Raw genomic sequence first — 17,505 nt, forward strand, 5'->3', positions numbered from 1 at the left:
ATCGAGTCACCGGACGGCTACGCGTCGTTCGAGCTCGAGATCGAAGACATCCGGACGTTCCTCGACGCGTCCTGCGAACTGGTGCCGGGCCCCGGCGCGACCGGTGGGAGATCGCCCGCGACCACCTCCGCTCGTCGGTCCGGCTGACGGTGGAGAAGCGGGACCGGATCCGGTACCCGGGGGCCGACCGCGACTTCCTCGCCATGACCACGCAGGTCGACCTCGGCGTGCCCGAGCACCACCCGGCGGGAACGCGCATGACGGCGAGCGGCGAGAAGACCGCGGAAACCCCGGACGGCGACCGGGTCGTCGTCCGGGCCGGGATCGACATGGGGGCCGCTGACGCGGCCGTCACGGCCGAGGTGCTCGTCAACGGGACGCAGTTCTTCACGCGGGAGTGGAAATGGACCTGACCGTGCTCGAACGTCCGCTGAACTACCTGGAGCTGGCCCACCTCGACCGGGTCGTGATCATGGCCGCGGAGTACCATGGAGACCTCGACGCCGATGCGCTCACCAGGGCGTTCCGGCACCTGTGCGCGGTGCACCCCGTGCTGCGGGCGCGGATCCGCGGCACCGCGCCGGAGGCCGTGCTGGCGGTGTCACCCGAGCACGAACCGGATGTGCTCGTCCTCGAGGACGTGCCGGACGTGCTGACGAAGATCACCGAGCTGCCGTGGGATGCCACGGCGGGGGTCGCCGACCTCGTGCTCGTCCAGGGGGACGGGCACGGGTTCGTCGCCCTGCGCACGGACCATTCGATCACCGATGCGAACGCGTGGCTCGGCACCTTCCGGGAGCTGCTGCGGTTGTTCACCGCGTTCGCAGCGGGGGAGGAGCCGGTGAGCGAGCCGGGCACGGCACTGCCCGCGCCGCCCGCCGCGCTGTTCCACGAACGGCTCGGCCTGATCCCGTACGACCGCAGGCTGTTCCACTCCGCGACCCCGCCGGAGCCGCCGGCCGGGACCGCGGGCCTGATCAGCGGCTACCTGCGGCTCGGCACCGAGGAGACGCAGTGGCTCAAGCGCGCGGCGCGCCGCTACGAGACCACGGTGCACGGCCTGGTCGCCGGCGCGATCCTGCTCGCCCAGCGCGTCCTGGCCGGCGGGCGGGAAACCGTGCCGATGTACTGCGTATCGCCGGTCGACTTCCGGCGTCGGGTCGATCCGCCGGTCGGCGAGCTGGAAACGACCAACTTCATGATGTCCTACGTCGCCGAAACGGGCGTGTCCCCGCGGTTGAGCCCAGTCCTCATCGGCCGGGAGGTCAAGGCGCGGATGGACGAGGTGCTCGCGGGCCTGGAGGGAGGCCGCGACGCGGTCCCGATGGAGGACACCCTGGGCCGCAACCTTTCCTACGCGCTGATCAGCAACCTCGGTGTGGTCGCGGAGTTCCCGGCCCCGTCCGGCACTGCGTTCACCGAGATCCACATCCTCAACACCGTCGGCGACACGTTCTTCCCCGGCTACTACGTCTCGACGTACCGGGACCGGTTGACGGTGCTGCACATCTTCACCGATCGCTTCTTCACCCGTGGCGACGTCGACCGGCTCGTCCGCGAGCTGCACGAGCAGCTGCTGATCATCGGCGCCTCGGCCTAGGGAGGGACGGTTCGTGAAGGCTCTGTTGCTGACCCACGGCAGCCGCGGCGACGTCCAGCCGTTCGCCGCGCTGGCCGCCGCCCTGACCGGCGCCGGGCACGAGGTGGTGCTGGCCGTGCCGGCGTCGTCGGCCGCGGTGGCCGAACCCTTCTGCACCCGGGTGCTCCCGCTCGACGACGGGACGAACAAGCTGGTCGGTGACGAGGCGGCGTGGGAGGCGGTCGAACGCAACTTCCGCGGCCTGCGCGGGAAACGGCTGGGCTTGCGGCTGCTGCGCCAGAACCGCGTCGCCATGCGGGGGGTGTTCGGCGATCTCGCGGCGCTGGGCCGGGTGCTGGCCGAGGACGACGACATCGACGTCGTGGTGCACCAGGTCAACGTGCCCGGGCACGCCATCGCCGAGCTGCTGGGGGTACCGGCGGTGCCGGTGTGCCTGCAGCCGTTCTGGGTGCCGACGCCGTCGTTCGCCGACCCGCTGTTCCCGTACCGGCTGCCGGCGGCGCTCAACGAGGCCTCCTACCGCTCGACCAGGACGTTCGTCCGGGCCCTCACGGGGAACGCGGCGCGGTTCCGGCGCAACGGGCTCGGCCTGCCCCGCCGCCGCTTCGCCCACGACCCGCTCCGGCGCCCCGACGGCACCCCGGCGCCGGTGCTGCAGGCGTTCAGCAGGCACGTGCTGCCGCCGTGGGCCCGGTACCCGGAGTTCGTGCACACCCCCGGGTTCTTCTTCCTGCGGTCCCGGCTGCCGTGGACACCCCCGGCCGGCCTCGCGGCCTTCCTCGCCGCCGGTGAACCGCCGGTCTACCTCGGGTTCGGCAGCATGGTCGGCAGCGACCCGGACCGCACCGGGCAGATCGCCGCCGCCGCCCTGCGCGCGGCCGGGGTCCGGGCGGTCGTCGCGCTCGGCCGCGGCGGCATCCGGCCCGACGGCCTCGGGCGGGACGCGTACTGCCTGACCCAGGCCCCGCACGACTGGCTGTTCCCGCGCACGGCCGCGGTCGTGCACCACGGGGGAGCGGGCACCACGGGTGCCGCGCTGGCCGCCGGGCGCCCGCAGGTGGTCTGCCCGTTCATGTTCGACCAGCCCTTCTTCGGGCGCCGGCTGTCCGCACTGGGCGTCGCACCACGGCCCCAGCCACTGCGGGAGCTGACGGCGACCGGCCTGGCCCACGCGATCACCCACGCACTCACCGGCACCGCACCGGCCCGGGCGAAGGAACTGGGCGAGCTGATCCGGGCCGAGGACGGGACCGGGCACGCGGTGAAGGTGCTGGAAGCACTCACGTAGGCACCGGACCGTGGTCGGCGATCCGGCCACCGCGCAGCACCACGACCCGGTGGCACACGAACCGCACCACGTCGATGTCGTGGGAGATGAACAGGTAGCTCAACCCCAGCTGCTGCTGCAGGTCCAGCAGCAGGTTGAGGATCTGGGCCTGCACCGACAGGTCGAGGGCGCTGGTCGGCTCGTCGCAGACGACCAGCTGTGGCTCCAGCACCAGCGCGCGGGCGATGGCGATGCGCTGCAGCTGGCCGCCGGAGAACGCGGCCGGGTAGCGGGTCGCCGCGGCGGCGGGCATGCCGACCCGCTTCAGGACGTCGGTGACCCGCGCCTCGGCCACCCGGCGCGGTAGCCGGCGGACGACGCGCAGCGGTTCGGCGAGGGTGCTGCCGACGGTGCGGGACGGGTTCAGCGATCCGTGCGGGTCCTGGAACACGACCTGCAGGTGGGTGCTCAGTGCGCGTCGCTGCCGGGCACCCGCGTGGGTGATGTCCGCGCCGCGGAACAGGATCCGGCCGCCGGCCGGCCGGACCAGGCCCACGATCGCGTGCCCGATCGTCGACTTCCCCGAGCCGGACTCGCCGAGCAGCCCGAGCGTTTCCCCCGGCCGCACCACGAGATCGACCCCGTCGACCACCGGCTGGTGCGGCCGGTACCCGACGCGCAGTCCGTGCACTTCGAGCAGTGGCGGTTCGGGCAGTGGCGGTTCAAGCAGAGGCACGGTTTCCCCCGGGGGACAGCTGGGTGTGGTGCAGGCAGCGGGTGCGGTGCCCGGTGGCGGGTTCGAACACGGCGATCGGCGCGATCGGCACTGGGCCGTCGCGAGGGGGCACCGCGGGGCGAAGTGGCAGCCACGCGGCCAGTGCGCGGGTTCCGGTACGGTGCCGGGGATCGCGGCCAGCCGTCCCCCTGCCTCGGCGCGGCTCGGCATCGCGCCGAGGAGCCCTTCGGTGTAGGGGTGCCGCGGCTGGGCGAGCAGGTCGCCGACCGCCCCGGATTCCACGATGTGACCGGCGTACATGACGTACGCCCGCCGGCAGGACGAAGCGACCACCGACCAGTCGTGCGTGATGAGCAGGATCGCCATCCCACGGTCCTCCTGCAGCCGCCGGAGCAGGCCGAGCACCTCGGCCTGGACCGTGGCGTCGAGTGCCGTGGTCGGCTCGTCGGCGATGAGCAGGCTCGGCTCCCCGGCCAGCGCCATGGCGATCGCGACGCGCTGGGCCATGCCACCGGACAGCTCGTGCGGGTAGCGGCGGGCCACGACCTCCGGGAGGTTCACGTCGCGCAACAGACCGAGAGCCCGCTCCCGCACCGAAGCCCGCGACCCGCCGTGGCGCAGGCGGACCAGCTCGCTCACCTGGTGCGCCACCGTGAACACCGGATCGAGCGCGCCCACCGGATCCTGCGAGATCAGGGCGATCCGCGAGCCACGCAGCCCGCGGATCGCCCGCGGCCCGGCGAGGGCGAGATCGGTGCCGTCGAACAGAACGCTCCCGGCGGTGACCGCGCCGCCCGCCGGGAGCAGGTCCAGGACCGCGCGGCCGGTGATCGACTTGCCACAGCCGGATTCACCGACCAGCGCGACGGTCTCGCCGCGGCCGATGTCCAGGTCGAGGTCCTCCACCAGGACCTGGCCACCGGGCAGGGTGATCTCGACGTCCCGCAGCGAAAGCAGCGCCGTCGAACGCTCTTCCCGCGGGGTCAGTGCCGGCGCGGGCGCCCGGTGTGCGCCGTGCGGGCGGTTGCGCCGGGGCTCGGCGGTCGCGTCCCGGACGACGTCGCCCAGCAGGCCGAAGGCCAGGATCGCCAGGCCGAGCACGACCCCCGGCGGCACCAGCAGCCACGGCTGGCGGTCGATCACCGAGGCTGCCTGGGCGATCATGTCGCCCCAGGTCGGGTCCGGCGGTTGCGCGCCGAACCCGAGGTAGCTCAGGCCGGCGTCGATGAGCAGCGCCCCGCCGGCGAGCAGGGAGACCTGGACGATGATCGGGCCGGCGATCCGCGGGAGCACGTGCGCCGTCACGATCCGGTGGTGGGGCAGCCCGCTCACCCGCGCGGCGGCGATGTAGAGCTCCTTGCGCACCGCCAGGGTCGCGCCCCGCACCACCCGGGCCAGGCCGGGGGAGACGAGCACACCGAGCGTGACCATCACGACGGTCTGGTGCTCGCCCACGACGGCCAGCACCACCAGCAGGGTCATCAGGACCGGGATCGCGAGCAGGACGTCGACCACCCAGGTGAACGCCCGGTCGAACCAGCCGTCCAGGTAGCCCGCCGCGATCCCGCTCGTGACACCCACCCCGATCACCGTGACGACGACGATCGCGGCGTGCAGCAGGCTGACCTGGCCGCCGTACATGAGCCGGGACAGCACGTCGCGGCCGAGCGCGTCGGTGCCGAGCGGGTGGGCCGCGCCCGGCCCGGCGAGCACGTGGTCCAGGTCGGTCGCCACCGGGCTGGCGGGCGCGAGGACGGGCGCCAGTACCGAACCGGCGACCAGCAGCGCGAGGTAGCCCAGCGGCAGCAGGGCGAGCGGGCGCCGGAGCGCGGCCCGCCACCGGCGTCCCGGCCGGACGCCCCGGGCGACGAACTCTTCGACTCCCGCGGTCACCGGATCCTCGCCTTCGGGTTGAGCCGGCCGTAGGCCAGGTCCACGAGCAGGTTGACGGCGACGACGATCACCGTGAACACGACCACCACGCCCTGGATCATCCGGATGTCGTGCAGCGACGTGGCCTGCACGGCCAAGCCGCCCAGGCCCGGCATGGCGAAGACCGACTCCACGAACACCGTCCCGCTCAGCAGGCCGATGAACGTCAGCCCGACCAGGGTCGCCACCGGGATCGCCGCGTTGCGCAGCGCGTGGCGCAGCACCACCGACCTCTCGGGGACGCCGTTGGCCCGCAAGGCCGTCACGTAGTCGCGGGAGAGCGCGTCCAGCATCGCGTCCCGGGTCTGCTTGGCGAACACGGCGATGCCGGGCAGCGCCAGGGTCGCGACCGGGAGCACCAGGCTGCGGGCCCACCCGGCGGGCGAGGTCCCGAGCGGGACGTAGCCGGTGGCGGGCAGCAGCTGGACGGTGACCGCGAAGAGCGTCACCATCGTGAGCGCGAACCAGAAGCTGGGCAGCGCGTAGCCGACGAGCGAAAGCACGTCGACGACGCGGCCGATCCGGCCACCCCGGACCGCGCTGACGACGCCGAGCGCGACGCCGGCGAAGGTGGTCACCACCGTGGCGCAGCCGATCAGCGACAGCGTGACGGGCAGCCGGTGGGAGATCTCGTCCGCCACCGAGAGCCCGCTGATCGGGGACGAGCCGAGGTCGCCGTGCACCGCGTCCCGGAGCCAGTTCCAGTACTGCGTCAGCACGGGCTGGTCGAGGCCGAGCTGGTGACGCAGCTCTTCGTAGGCCGGGACGCTGAAGTTCTGGCCGAGGATGGCGCGGGCGAGGTCGCCCGGGGCGGCGGACTGCAGCAGGAAGGCGGCCAGTGACACGACGAAGACGAGGGCCACCGACACCACCAGGCGGTGCGCGATCAGCCGGAGCACGCCCGCTCCTTCCCGTCACGCCCGGTCCCGGCACCACGGTGGGCGGCGATGACCTGCCGGTACCACCGGTAGGACGCCTTGGGGGTGCGGGCGAGCGTCGTGAAGTCGACGTGCGCGAGCCCGAAGCGCGGGCGGTAGCCGTGGTCCCACTCGAGGTTGTCCAGCAGGGACCAGACGTGGTAACCGCGGATGTCCGAGCCCGCTTCGAGCGCGGCGTGCACCTGGCGCAGGCAGGCCCGCAGGTAGGCGATGCGCCGCGGGTCGTGGACCGGGCCGGTGCCGTCCGGTTCGTCGAGGCCGGGGAAGCCGTTCTCCGTGACGTGGATCGGCGGCAGGTCCGGGTAGGCCGCCCGCAGCCAGGCCAGCAGCGCACCGAACGTCTCCGGCGCCACCGGCCAGCCGAGCAGGTTGGTGCTCGCGCCGGGGACCGGCACCCGGGTGTAGCCGAACACCCCGGACGCCGACGCGGCGATCCGCGCGGGGGCGTACCAGTTGACGCCGAGGAAATCCAGCGGAGCGGCGATGGTCGCGCGGTCGGCGTCGCCCGCTTCGATGACCGGCCGTCCGTCGAGGTGGGGGTAGTCCCCGCGCAGCAGGGGATCGAGGAACAGCCGGTCTTCGTACGCCTCGGCCCTGGCAGCCGCGGCGACGTCTTCCGGCCCCTCGGTGGCGGGGGTCGTCCCGGCGAGGTTGAGGCTGATGCCGATCTCCCCGGCCGGAGCGTGCGCCCGCAGCCGCGGGACGGCCAGTCCGTGCCCCAGCAGGAGGTGGTGGGCCACCCGCAGCCCGTGACCGCGCGCCGACGCCGTCGGCAGGCCGGCCATCCCGTCGTGCACCACCGAAAGCGGTTCGTTGACCGTGATCCAGCGCGTGACGCGGTCACCGAACCGGACGGCGAGCCCTTCGGCGTAGTCGGCGAACCGGGCCGCGGTGTCGCGGCCGGCCCACCCGCCGGCGTCCTCGATCGGCTGGGGGTGGTCCCAGTGGTACACCGTGAGCATCGGCTCGATGCCCCGGGCCAGCAGCCCGTCGAGCAGCCGGTCGTAGAAGGCCACGCCGCGGCCGTTCCACCGGCCGCGCCCGGTGGGCTGGACCCGGGGCCAGGAGACGGAGAAGCGGTAGCTGTCCACGCCGAGACCGGCCAGCAGGTCGAGGTCCTCGGCCGTCCGGTGGTAGTGGTCGCAGGCCACGTCGCCGGTGGCGCCGCCGGCCAGGCCACCGGGCCGGTGGGCCCGGGTGTCCCAATTGGACGGTCCCTTCCCGTCCGCGTTCCAGGCGCCTTCGATCTGGTAGGCGGCCGTGGCGACGCCCCACCGGAACTCCGGCGGGAACGCCGGTGCGAGTTCGTCCATCACGCTCGACCGGCCGGGTGCCAGGCGGTGACGCTGGGAAAGGGCTTGCCGGGCACCGGGTCGACGCCGACGGTGTCGCGGTAGAACAGCATCCCCGGGCTCAGGCACACCGGCAGGAACCAGCCGAGTTCCACCACGCGCCGGATGATCTGCTTGTCGAGTGCGGTCCGGGCCTGGGCGTCGGCGGCCGCGGCGGCCTGGTCGAGCCGTTCCAGCTCGGGATCGCTGCTGTGGAACGGGTTCATGCCGATGGCGTCCCGCAGCCAGAGCCCGCGCCCCATGAAGTAGGCCGGCAGCACACCCCAGCCCATGCTGGAGGCCGGGAACTGCGTGAGCGCGGTGTTGGCGGACGCCGGCTCCTTGGCCGTGATCCGCAGCGTGACACCGACCTGCTGCAGGTCCGACGCGATGGCCTGTGCCAGGTCCCCGGGGAACGCGGGGGTGGACGGGACCACCACCGGCAGCGTGAACCCGCCGGTCAAGCCCGCTTCGGCCAGCAGCTGCCGCGCCTTGCCCGGATCGTGGGTGTAGAAGGGTCGTTCGCTGTAGCCGTCTTCGCCGGGAGCCGACGGCTGGTCGACGGGGATGCCGTACTCGCCGAGCAGGGCCGTGGTGATCTTCACCCGGTCGACGGCGTGGTTGAGCGCCTGGCGCACCCGCACGTCGGCCAGCGGCGGGCACAGCGTGCCGGCCCGGTCGTTCAGCTGCAGGCCCATCACGATGGCCGGGCTCGACGTCACCTCGAACCCGGCGGCCTTCGCGCCGTCGGCGATGGTGTAGCTGCCCGCGACGACGTCGACCTGCGCGGTCTTCAGCGCCGCCAGCGCGGTGTTCTCGTTCGGCAGCACCTTGATGGTGATCTTGTCGTAGAACCGGCCTGACGAGTTCCAGTACTTCGGGTCGGGACCGTAGGTGTAGTGGTCGTTGGCGACGGTTTCGGCGGGGAGCAGGACGTACGGCCCGGCGCCGAAGGTCCGGGTCGCCAGCTCCGCCGGCGTGGCCAGGCCGGCCGGGCTGATCACGTAGCCGGCGAGGAAGTCCTGGGTGAACAGCGACGGCAGCAGCGGGTGCGGCTCGCTCAGCGCCAGGCGCAGGACGAGCCGGCCCTGCGGGGTCATCGTGTCGATCGGTGCCAGGAAGGCCGCCGCCTGCCCGGCGGACCGGCGGAAGTGCTCGATGCTCGCCTTGAGGCCGTCGGCGGTCAGCGGGCTGCCGTCGCCGAAGGTCACACCGTCCCGCAGCGTGATCTCGAACGCCTTGTTGCCGGTGCCGAGGTAGCGCCACGCCGTCGCGAGCCCCGGCTGGTAACTGCCATCGGCGGCCCGGTGGATCAGCGGGTCGTACGCGGGTTGCAGGAACAGCTGCGACTCCCCGCCCGCCTTCGCCGGGTCGAGGCTGGTGGGCGGCCAGTACTGGCCGATGCGCAGGGTGCCGTTCGCGGCGGGTGAGCCGGAGGGCCCGCCGCACGCGCCGGCGGCGAGCCCGGCGGCGAGCAGGAGGCCGCCGAGGGTGAACTCGCGGCGGGACAGGACAGGGCGGGACAGGACAGGGCGGGACGACATGGTGCACCTTTCGGCTAGCGGACCGGTGGGCTTTCAGCCACGCCAGTGCCGGTCGAGCAGGGAAACGCCGTCCTGGACGACCTTCCCGGAGGCGTCGATCGTGGTCGCGGTCGCCGTGACCTCGAGGTCGACGGTGACGTGGGCGCCGGTCGCGGTGGCGACGGTGCCGGTGATGCGCCCGGTGACGGTGGACTCGGCGGGGTCGATGCGGTGCGCGGTGGCGACGAGTTCCTGGTCGACGCGCAGGGTGTGCCGCCCGCCGGGACCGCCCTCCGTGCGGATCCGGTTGCTGCCCGCCAGACGTAGGGAAACCCTCTCGTGCAACAGGTCTTCGGTGATCTCCCAGGACGCCGTCTGGTCCTCGGGATCGCCGTCGAGCCGTTCCTCCAGGTCCGCGGGCGTGGGCTCGCCCGGTTCCGGCACCGGGCAGTCACGCCCGCTCGCGGGATCGGCGACCGGCAGCCGGAGCGTCCGCACGGCGGGCCAGCCCTCGGGCGGCTCCTGCGGCCAGACCCGGGGGAAGTCGCCGGGGGCGACGACGACGCGGAGCCGGTGCCCCGCGGCCAGTTCGTACGTGGTCGGGGTCAGCGGCACGGTGAGCTCACCACCGTCGGTGGACTCGAGCCCCGCGCAGATCAGCAGGGACCGGCCGGCGGGGTCGACGTCGGTGAGCTTGACCGACACCCGCGGCCACGTCCCGGTGAGCTTCACCGCCGGGCGGCCGCTGACGAGCAGGGGCCCCGGCAGCGGCGGCGAGGTGTAACAGAGACTGTGGCTGTCGTCGCCGTGCTGGTCCAGCGGCAGCCCGAACTGGCCGGCCGGGGTCGCCCACAACCCGGACTGCAGGCCCACGGCCGGGTCGGGCGCGGACGGCGCGGACCGCTGCCAGCCCGCCAGGTCCTCGGTCCGGACGGTGCCTTCCGGCGGCCACGCGGCGAACCCGAGCCAGCGCGGCCGGTTCCCCTGCACGTACACGCGGACCGGGGGAGTGGTTTGCGTGCTCGGCACGCCGAGCAGCCAGCGGTCCCACCAGGACCGGGCGATCTCGAGGAAGTCGATCGGCGTGAACGGGCATTCCTGTGGCATGACGTGCATCCACGGCCCGGCGAGCAGGGCCTTGGTCGTGCGCAGGCCTTCGTACGCGCGGATCGCCCCGTCCACGAACAGATCCCGCCAGCCGGCGACGCAGAGGGCGGGTACTTCGACGGTCGAGACGTCGATCCGCCGCCGGGCCCACACGGGGGAGCCGGGGCCGTTGCGGACCATGTCCAGCAGGTAGGGCGGGAACGTCAGGCGCCGGCGCCAGCGCGCCTGCTCGTTCGGGTCGGCGAAGTCGTCCACCGGGGGCAGCAGCTGGTTGAACAGCGTGCTCACCGCCCACGACGCCAGCGGGGAGAACGCGCCGCGCGAACCACCGGGGTGCACGAAGTCGCGGCCGGGGTCGGTCGGACCTTCGAGCGCGATGATCGCGCGCAGCGCCGCCGGCTGGCGGGCGGCGGTGCGGAGTGTCGTGATGGCCCCGTAGGAACCACCCCACATGCCGACCGCCCCGGTGCACCACGACTGGGCGGCGCCCCAGCGGATCGCGTCGAGCGCGTCGTCGGCGTCGGCTGGGTCGAACGGCGGCCGCTGCACGCCGTCGGAGGAGCCGGTACCGAGCAGGTCGACGAGCAGGGACGCGTACCCGCGCTCGGCGAACCACCGTTCGGTGGGCGACCCGTTGAGCGCCGCGACGTCCCGCCGGTAGGGGAGAACGGTCACCAGGAGCGGGAACGGTCCGGGGCCCTCGGGCAGGAACAGGTTGGCGGAAAGCGTGACTCCCGGATCGGGCGTGGGGATCCGGACGTCGCGCCGGAGCACGACTCCATGACGCCGATCGGTCTCCGTGCGTGCAGGCAACGCCGCCTCCGCTCCGCCCACACCGGACCGATGTGGGTACGAGATAGAATACTTCAGTACCGGATTCCGTACGTTAGACACACGCGCGGCCACGGCGCAAGCCCTCTCGGACACGAAATGGCGAGGTCGCACCGGCTCCGGGTGCGTCGACGAGCCGGGCACGACCGCCGGCACCGCACCGCGATCAGGTGGCACCGCACCGCGATCAGGTGGCACCGCACCGCGATCAGGCGGCGCGGCATCGTGCTCGAGCGGCCAGGCGGCGGGTGGCTACTTCCCCGCGGGGTTCGCGAGGGCGGCCAGCACCAGTGCGCCGAGTTCGGTGTAGGCGTCGGCCATGGACAGTCCCGAACGGTCGAGCAGTTCGCCGTGCTGGATGCCGTCGATGAGCAGGCTGACCGCCGCGCCGACGAAGTCCGCGTTGATCGCGCGGAACGCGCCGGAGGCGACACCGTCCTGAATGGACTCCCGCACCCGGTGGGCCGCCGCGAGCGAGTGCCGGGCGTACAGCTCCGCGGTCGCCTCGAAGCTGAGCAGGTCCGCGTAGCACTCCGGCGACATCCGCCGCAGCTCGGCGCCCAGCCCGGCGAGGTACTCGGCGATGCGCTGCGGCGGGTCGGTGACGGGCCCGGTCTTCTCCTCGACCCGCGCGGCCGCCTCCTGGAAGAAGTGCCGGATCGCGACGACGACGAGCTGTTCCTTGCTGCCGGCCACCGCGTAGAGCGTCGACTTCGAACACTGCAGCCTGCTGGCCAGGTCGTCGACGGTCAGCCGCGCGAAACCCTCGTCCAGGAAAAGCCTTTCCAGGCGGAGGATCAGCTCCTCGCGCTTGGCGTCGGACATGCGTCGGCTCCGAGCCGTGCGCGCTCCCGGTGGCGTCATCCAAGGTGGCTTCGCGGTCATGGTTCCGTAGCCTCGCATACCCGGCGTGGGGCCGCGCACGGTACTACCGTACCCCGCCCCGTACCCTCAGGGGAGAAGACCGAACCGCCGGGCGCTGACCACGGCCTCCATCCGGCTGCGGGTCACGAGCTTGCGCATGGTGCTGCGCAAATAGCTCTTCACCGTCTCCGTGGTGATCCCGAGATCGTCGGCGATCTGGTGGTTGGTCCACCCGAGGGCGACGCACGCGAGCACGTCGAGCTCCCGCGCCGACAGCTCCGGCACCGGCCCGGTGCGGGCCGGGCGGCCGGTGATGCCGGACAGGGTCTCGCACACCGCGCGGACCCGGCCGCGCAGCACCGGGTCGTCGACGCTCTGGGTCAGGATCCGGAGTTCGGCGTAGGCCTCCCGCACCAGCTCCCACTGCGGCCGGGTGCAGTCGGTCGTGTCGTACCGGTCGAGCCAGGCGAGCCGCCGGGTCACCTCGTCGCGGACGGCCAGGGTCTGTTCGAGCTCGCGCGCCGACTCCACGACGGACTGGACCACGCGGTCGCCCAGCGGCATCGAGCTGCGCAGCGCGCCGTAGAGCACGCCGCGCACAGTCCGCGTCACCACCACCGGCACGGCCACCATCGCGCGCAGTCCCTCGGCCACGATGATGTGGTCGTAGTGGTGGCTGATGCCGGGTGAACGCACGTAGTCGTCGACGACGACCGGCCGCCGGTGCGCCACCGCCTTCCCGCCCAGCCCGCGCCCGTACTCGAGACCGACTCCGCGGAGCGCCCCGGAGTGCGGGCCGGAGAGCTGGCTCAGCTTCAGCCGCCGTCCGGCGACGACCTCGCCGCCGAACGTGAGCGGCAGGCCGGTCGCGTCACGCATTCTGGCCAGCGCACGGTGGATCTCGGGTCGGTCGTCGGCCGCGGCGTTGGGATGCACGCCCGCCTCCTCGCAAAGGTCACGAACGGATCCCGCACCCCTCACCCGGGGGTAGCTGGGTCCCCGTCCCGATGGGACATTTGGTCCACGGTACGGCACTGCGGCGGTATCGCGTAGCTCCTGGAGGCACCGTTGACGAGCACCGCCCGCCGAGTCGAAGACCTGCTTGCGCTCTTCGACCGGCCGCAGGCCTGCGCCGCGGAACTGCTGTGCGACCGGCACCCCGCGGACGCCGTGGCGTTCACCGTCGTCGAGCCGGACCTTTCCTGGCGTGACTGGACTTTCGGCGAACTGCGGACCCGGTCCGCGCGGCTGGCCACGGCACTGGGCGAACTCGGCGCCGGCCCGGGCGACCGCGTCGCGACGCTGCTCGGCAAGTCCGCCGAGCTGGTCGTGACCGTGCTCGCGATCTGGCGGATCGGCGCCGTCCACGTGCCCCTGTTCACCGCGCTGGCGCCGCCGGCCATCGCGACCCGCCTCGGCGGCAGCGGTGCGCGGATCGTCGTCACCGAACCCGCGCAACGCGCGAAGCTCGGCCCGCACGACGACATCCCGGCGGCGTGGCGGCTGACCGTGATCACCACCGGCGCCACCGCGGAGCACCCCGGTGACCACTGCTTCGAGCGCCTGCTGGAGGCGCCGCCGCAGCCGGTCCCGGTGGCGATGGGCGGTGACGCGGCGCTCGTCGAGCTCTTCACCTCGGGGACGACCGGGGCACCGAAGGGCGTCCGCGTCCCCCTGTGGGCGGTGTCGTCGATGCTCGTCTACCAGGAGTTCGGGCTCGACCACCAGGAGTCCGACGTGTTCTGGAACGCGGCCGACCCCGGCTGGGCGTACGGTCTCTACCACGCGATCCTCGGCCCGCTCGGTCTTGGCCGGCGCAGCCTGCTGCTCCACAGTGGATTCTCCGCCGAACGGACCTGCGCCGTGCTGGCCGCCTTCCGCGTCACCAACTTCACCGCCGGTCCGACGGTGTACCGCGCGCTGCGGGCCGCGGAGCACCTGGTGCCACCGGACCTGGCGCTGCGGCACTGTTCGTCGGCGGGGGAGCCCATGCCGCCCGAGGTGAGCGACTGGGCGGAAGGGGTGCTCGGTGTCCCGGTCCTGGACCACTACGGGCAGACGGAACTGGGCATGGCGGTCGCCAACGCCTGGCACCCGGACCTGCGCACCGAGCGGCGGCCCGGGTCGATGGGCCGGGCGCTGCCGGGCTGGCGGCTGGAGGCGCTGCGGCCGGCGTCGGCCGAGCCCGCCGCCACCGGGGAACGCGGGCAGCTCGCGGTCGACGTGGCCGCCAGCCCGCTGATGTGGTTCACCGGCTACCGCAGCGCGCCCGGGCGCACGGCCGAACGGTTCACCGCGGACCGGCGCTGGTACCTCACCGGCGACACGGCCGCGCGCGACGCCGACGGCAACTTCCACTTCACCGCCCGGGACGACGACATCATCCTGATGGCGGGCTACCGGATCGGACCGTCCGAAGTGGAATCGGTGCTGCTGGGCCATCCCGCCGTCGCGGAGGCCGCGGTCGTCGGCGTCCCGGACGAGCTGCGGGGCGAAGTGGTCGCGGCGCACGTCGTCGTGCGTCCCGGGCGGGCTGCGGGCCCGGAGCTGGCCGAGGAACTGCAGGCCCTGGTGAAGACCCGCTTCGCCGCGCACGCCTACCCGCGGATCGTCCACTTCGTCCCGGAGCTGCCGAAGACACCGAGCGGCAAGCTCCAGCGGTCGGCGCTCCGCTACGCCGAACGCCCTTCCCGATAGTCTTCGCGCGTCACCTCGTGAAGGCGGCCGTAGCCCGGCGCGAGGCGTGGCAAGTACCGAGCACCGGCGAACCCCGGGTGGCCCTGACCGGCTCCCGGGTGAGCTTTCCTGCCCACGCGCGGTTTCCCGGCGCGCGGGCCGGTCCCGGACGCCCTGAGCGGCCGGGACCCCGACTCCCGCGCCGGCCCCCGCCCGGCGCGGGCCGGGAGAGCGGTCTGCTCTCCTGCGCCTGGCGTCCCCGGGCCGGTCGCACCGGCGCGGCCGAGCAAGCCCGGGGACGCCAGGTTCCCCCTCCCACCCACCCTGGAGGCAACGATGCCCAGGCCCGTCGAAGACCGGCAGTTCCAGCCCCACGCGGCGGCACTCGAACGGGGACCCGTGTCCTCGCGGGTGTCCCGGCGGAAATTCGTTCTCGGTGCCGCCGCGGGGTTGTCCGCGCTCGCCGTTGCGATGCCGCGCACGGCGGGCGCCGCGGTGGCGCCGCGGGCGGTGGCCGACAGCGGCGCACGGGTGATCGCCGAACACCGGCTCGATCCCACGATGCTCGACCTGACCGTCGATTCCCCGGCCCTGGGCACCACGGCGATGGTGCGGCTGCTGCACCCGGCGGGCTGGACACCCGGTACGGCGGCCACGTGGCCGGTCCTGTACCTGCTCCACGGGGCCGGTGACGACTACACGTCGTGGACGCGCTCGACCGACATCGAAGCCTTCACCCGGGGTGCGGAGATGCTGGTGGTGATGCCTTCCGGCGGCCGGGACGGTTTCTATTCGGACTGGTTCAACCGCGGGGCCGGCGGTGCGCCCCGCTGGGAGACCTTCCACCTGACCGAGCTGCGCCAGATCCTGGAGCGGGGTTACGGCGCCGGGACCGTCCGTTCGATCGCCGGCCTGTCGATGGGCGGGCTGGGTGCGATGGCCTACGCGGGACGGCATCCGGGGATGTTCACCGCGGCCGCGGCCTACAGCGGTGTGGTGCACACGACGTACCAGAGCGCCCGCGGCACCAGCCTGATCCAGGGCGTGCTGGTGAAGGACGGCTACGACCCGACCGCGCTGTGGGGCGACCCCAACCTCAACGCGGACGTCTGGGCCGCGCACAACCCGTACGACCTGGCCCGTAACCTGACCGGCATTCCGCTGTACCTCGCGTGCGGCAACGGGACACCCGGGGTGCTGGACCCGCCGGGCACCCCGCCGGACCTGTTCATCGAGCCGCTGTGCGCCGAGATGAACACGGCGTTCGCGCGGCGGCTGCGGGAGGTCGGCGCGAACGTCACGACCGACTTCTACGGTCCCGGCACGCACAACTGGCCGTGGTGGCAGCGTTCTTTCCACGCGTCGTACCCCCTGTTGACGCAGCCGCTGCGCGTGGGCGGATAGCGGCTCTTCCCCCGTCCTCCGGCCGGCGTCCCGCGCCGGCCGGAGGATTCCCGGGGTGAGCGCGGATCGGACGCGCCCGTTCGGGGCACGGATTGCCCGCGACGCAACCGTTCCACGACGATCGATCCCGAGGTTCCCCGAACTCCGACCGAGGGAGAACGCCATGAAAGCACGGTCCACGTTGTTCGCCGCCGCGGTGCTGGGTGCCCTGCTGGCCGCCGCACCGGCCGCGGCCGCCGCACCGGCTCCGGCGGCGCGTCCTGCTCAGGCCGACGTGTCCGCACAGGACCGCGAGTACCTGAACCGGACGCACCAGAACAACCTCTACGAGATCGTCACCGGCACCCTGGCGGAGCGGGGCGGCTGTGCCCGCGTGCGGGAGCTGGGACCCCGGTTCGCCGAGCACCACACGGCCCTCGACGCCGACCTGATCGCCGTCGCGACCGGGACGGGAGTGATGCTGTACTCGGTGCCCGACAACGACCAGCTCACGCAGATCGCCGACCTGGCGGCGCGGTCCGGCCGGGACTTCGACACGGCCTGGCTGCGCGACCAGGTCGCCGCGCACCTGCGGGCCACCGCACTGGGCGAGTGGGAAACGCGGTACGGGTGGTCGTCCGCGGTGAAGGCACTGGCCGCCCGCTCGGAGCCGGTCCTGCGGCACCACCTGGACGAGACGTTGGCAGCGATCGAGGCCTGCGCCGCCACGTGAGCGAATTTTCGGGCCGGGACGCCGCCTTCGAAGTCGGCGTACCGCTGCTGGGCCACCGTGTCCAGGCGGCGTTGCGGTCGGCTTCGGTGAGTGAGTCCAGGACGCCGCGCTCGGTGAGCCGGCCGACGTCGTACAGGACGACGGCGGCGGTTGGCCTGCGCTGCGGACAGGACGAAGCCGCCGGAGCCGCCGATGCCGATCGCGCCGACGTGGTCGCGGTCGGCGAAATCCAGTGGGCTGCGGGCCGGGGTGCCGATGGCCCGGGTCCGCGGCCCGGTGCTGCCTCAGTGCCTCACCCCGGACCGCGCCCGTCACACCGCCGAGGTGCCGAACCCCTCGAGCGGGAGCCGGAGCCGGGCCGGGGGAAAAACGTTTTACCACCGGATCGCCGCGCGGCGTTGACTTGCCTTTGTGGTGGATAGTAGCGTCACTGCGCGAACGTTGAAACCTTTTAATCACCCCGGAGGGCGCGATGACGCGACAGGATCCGGTTCCGGCGACCCTCGGCGTGTCGAGGAGTCGCGCCGCCGTTCGATGGCCGGCCCGCCTTTCCCTGGGGTAGATCGACATTCCGTTCGTGGTGG

The 17,505-nt window shown here is 73.2% G+C and carries 13 protein-coding genes; 6 read left to right on the forward strand and 7 right to left on the reverse strand.

Annotated elements, in window-relative coordinates; all coding sequences use genetic code 11:
• The first annotated feature begins 149 nt into the window (after positions 1–149).
• Genes AB0F15_RS22355 through AB0F15_RS22365 form a run of 3 tightly spaced genes read left to right on the forward strand, consistent with a single transcriptional unit; the run spans position 150 to position 2,888 of the window.
• Positions 150–413: a hypothetical protein gene (locus AB0F15_RS22355; RefSeq protein WP_360273325.1), complete on the forward strand. Its 264-nt coding sequence runs from the start codon at positions 150–152 to the stop codon at positions 411–413.
• Positions 404–1,600, forward strand: coding sequence for a hypothetical protein (locus tag AB0F15_RS22360; RefSeq protein WP_360273328.1), 1,197 nt, complete (start codon positions 404–406; stop codon positions 1,598–1,600). The genes AB0F15_RS22355 and AB0F15_RS22360 overlap by 10 nt, the downstream gene beginning before the upstream one ends.
• 13 nt (positions 1,601–1,613) lie before the next feature.
• Positions 1,614–2,888 carry a nucleotide disphospho-sugar-binding domain-containing protein gene (locus AB0F15_RS22365; RefSeq protein ID WP_360273331.1) on the forward strand — a complete coding sequence of 425 codons (1,275 nt, stop codon included), beginning with the start codon at positions 1,614–1,616 and terminating at the stop codon, positions 2,886–2,888.
• Here AB0F15_RS22365 and AB0F15_RS22370 read toward each other — a convergent pair.
• From AB0F15_RS22370 to AB0F15_RS22400, 7 genes are all read right to left on the reverse strand, one after another.
• On the reverse strand, positions 2,881–5,496 hold the full coding sequence (locus tag AB0F15_RS22370; RefSeq protein ID WP_360273333.1) for a dipeptide ABC transporter ATP-binding protein: 2,616 nt from the start codon (positions 5,494–5,496) through the stop codon (positions 2,881–2,883). The two genes, AB0F15_RS22365 and AB0F15_RS22370, sit on opposite strands and share 8 nt — an antisense overlap.
• Positions 5,493–6,434: an ABC transporter permease gene (locus AB0F15_RS22375; RefSeq protein WP_360273335.1), complete on the reverse strand. Its 942-nt coding sequence runs from the start codon at positions 6,432–6,434 to the stop codon at positions 5,493–5,495. The genes AB0F15_RS22370 and AB0F15_RS22375 overlap by 4 nt, the downstream gene beginning before the upstream one ends.
• On the reverse strand, positions 6,422–7,786 hold the full coding sequence (locus AB0F15_RS22380) for a GH1 family beta-glucosidase (protein ID WP_360273338.1): 1,365 nt from the start codon (positions 7,784–7,786) through the stop codon (positions 6,422–6,424). Before AB0F15_RS22380 ends, AB0F15_RS22375 begins: the two co-directional genes overlap by 13 nt.
• Positions 7,786–9,348: an ABC transporter substrate-binding protein gene (locus tag AB0F15_RS22385; protein WP_360273341.1), complete on the reverse strand. Its 1,563-nt coding sequence runs from the start codon at positions 9,346–9,348 to the stop codon at positions 7,786–7,788. The genes AB0F15_RS22380 and AB0F15_RS22385 overlap by 1 nt, the downstream gene beginning before the upstream one ends.
• A gap of 33 nt (positions 9,349–9,381) precedes the next feature.
• Positions 9,382–11,247, reverse strand: coding sequence for a CocE/NonD family hydrolase (locus AB0F15_RS22390; protein WP_360273344.1), 1,866 nt, complete (start codon positions 11,245–11,247; stop codon positions 9,382–9,384).
• Between the two features lie 270 nt (positions 11,248–11,517).
• On the reverse strand, positions 11,518–12,090 hold the full coding sequence (locus AB0F15_RS22395; protein ID WP_360273346.1) for a TetR/AcrR family transcriptional regulator: 573 nt from the start codon (positions 12,088–12,090) through the stop codon (positions 11,518–11,520).
• A gap of 126 nt (positions 12,091–12,216) precedes the next feature.
• Positions 12,217–13,008, reverse strand: a complete 792-nt coding sequence (locus AB0F15_RS22400; RefSeq protein WP_360273349.1) for a helix-turn-helix transcriptional regulator — start codon at positions 13,006–13,008, stop codon at positions 12,217–12,219.
• Positions 13,009–13,197: 189 nt separating this feature from the next.
• Here AB0F15_RS22400 and AB0F15_RS22405 point away from each other — a divergent pair, with 189 nt between their 5' ends.
• The 3 genes from AB0F15_RS22405 to AB0F15_RS22415 all read left to right on the forward strand — a co-directional run bounded on the left by AB0F15_RS22405 (position 13,198) and on the right by AB0F15_RS22415 (position 16,921).
• Positions 13,198–14,826, forward strand: a complete 1,629-nt coding sequence (locus AB0F15_RS22405) for an AMP-binding protein (protein WP_360273351.1) — start codon at positions 13,198–13,200, stop codon at positions 14,824–14,826.
• Positions 14,827–15,141: 315 nt separating this feature from the next.
• A complete protein-coding gene (locus AB0F15_RS22410; RefSeq protein ID WP_360273354.1) occupies positions 15,142–16,209 on the forward strand; it encodes an alpha/beta hydrolase family protein in 1,068 nt (355 codons plus the stop codon).
• Positions 16,210–16,372: 163 nt separating this feature from the next.
• The gene (locus AB0F15_RS22415) at positions 16,373–16,921 is read left to right on the forward strand and encodes a DUF4142 domain-containing protein (protein WP_360273357.1); all 549 of its coding nucleotides are present in this window, start codon (positions 16,373–16,375) and stop codon (positions 16,919–16,921) included.
• Positions 16,922–17,505 lie beyond the last annotated feature (584 nt).

Source organism: Amycolatopsis sp. NPDC026612 (assembly GCF_040638285.1).
GTDB lineage: Bacteria > Actinomycetota > Actinomycetes > Mycobacteriales > Pseudonocardiaceae > Amycolatopsis.